This is a genomic window from Segatella copri, from assembly GCF_003465495.1.
Classification (GTDB): Bacteria; Bacteroidota; Bacteroidia; order Bacteroidales; family Bacteroidaceae; genus Prevotella; species Prevotella copri_G.
This window is the reverse complement of sequence record NZ_QSAV01000087.1, coordinates 1-878: the sequence shown is the minus strand read 5'-3', so window position 1 is coordinate 878 and position 878 is coordinate 1. Positions and strand designations below refer to the sequence as shown.

The 878-nt window shown below is 40.0% G+C and carries 1 protein-coding gene and 1 pseudogene; both read left to right on the top strand.

Annotated elements, in window-relative coordinates; all coding sequences use genetic code 11:
* A pseudogene (locus DWV53_RS14955) lies at nt 1-399 on the top strand (hypothetical protein); the annotation flags it as partial.
* Between the two features lie 256 nt (nt 400-655).
* A complete protein-coding gene (locus DWV53_RS15900; RefSeq protein WP_181975313.1) occupies nt 656-808 on the top strand; it encodes a hypothetical protein in 153 nt (50 codons plus the stop codon).
* The last annotated feature ends 70 nt before the right edge of the window (nt 809-878 follow it).

Here is an 878-nt window from a genome sequence, read left to right as displayed (position 1 = left end):
AAAGTCACAATTTGTGATCTCAAAAATAAAGATAGAAATATGGCAGATAATATAGAACATCAAGATAAAGGAGAACTGGTCGCAAATTGCGACCGGTTCTACAGCCATCGCCTCAAAGCGTCATGTGCCACCAATGGCTACTTTTATAAGCTCTATGCACCATTACAGGCAAATTGTCCGCAGCTTGCGGACAATTTCAAATTGCTTTTTCTTATTCCTTGGGACCACCATCGTCGTATCATAGATAAGTGCAAGAGCAATGGCGCAACAGATAACCAAAGACCCTTCAATGCCCACCTCCATGCCTATGTGGTATATAAGAAAATTTACGGAATGCAAGCCGCAGTGGTTCTCAACCTTATGCATAAGGGAAAGGATTTGCTGGCTTTAATGAAGTAAATATAAGTGAGATTTTCCGCCTCACTATGTGTTTGCGAACTCATTTTGGGGCTAATTACTAACCTAAAAATAAATACCAAAAAAAGTATAATTTGATAAAATCGGAGACCAACTGTCCCCTAAGGGTGTATTCCCTTATAGCTCTCCTGGCATTTGCTTGTACCAGCAAAATTGTTAGCGCAAACAAATTCTAACGTCCTCTACTAAGGAACGAGCGACAAAGAACTTAATTACTAACTATTATAAATTTCGAATTATGAGGAGATTTATAATCAAGCTCGTGAGCCTGATACAGAAGCATGGGCGATTCGGCCTTTTTTGCGTGGTCATTCAATTGAATGGCAACAGCAAGTATATTGAGTATGTGGACAATTACTATGAGAATGGTATCGCCAGAAAGTGGATATAAGCGGACACATACACTTACTGGTAGATGTCGCCATGCAGGAAAGAGATTATCATGATGCGCTCGTAGTACG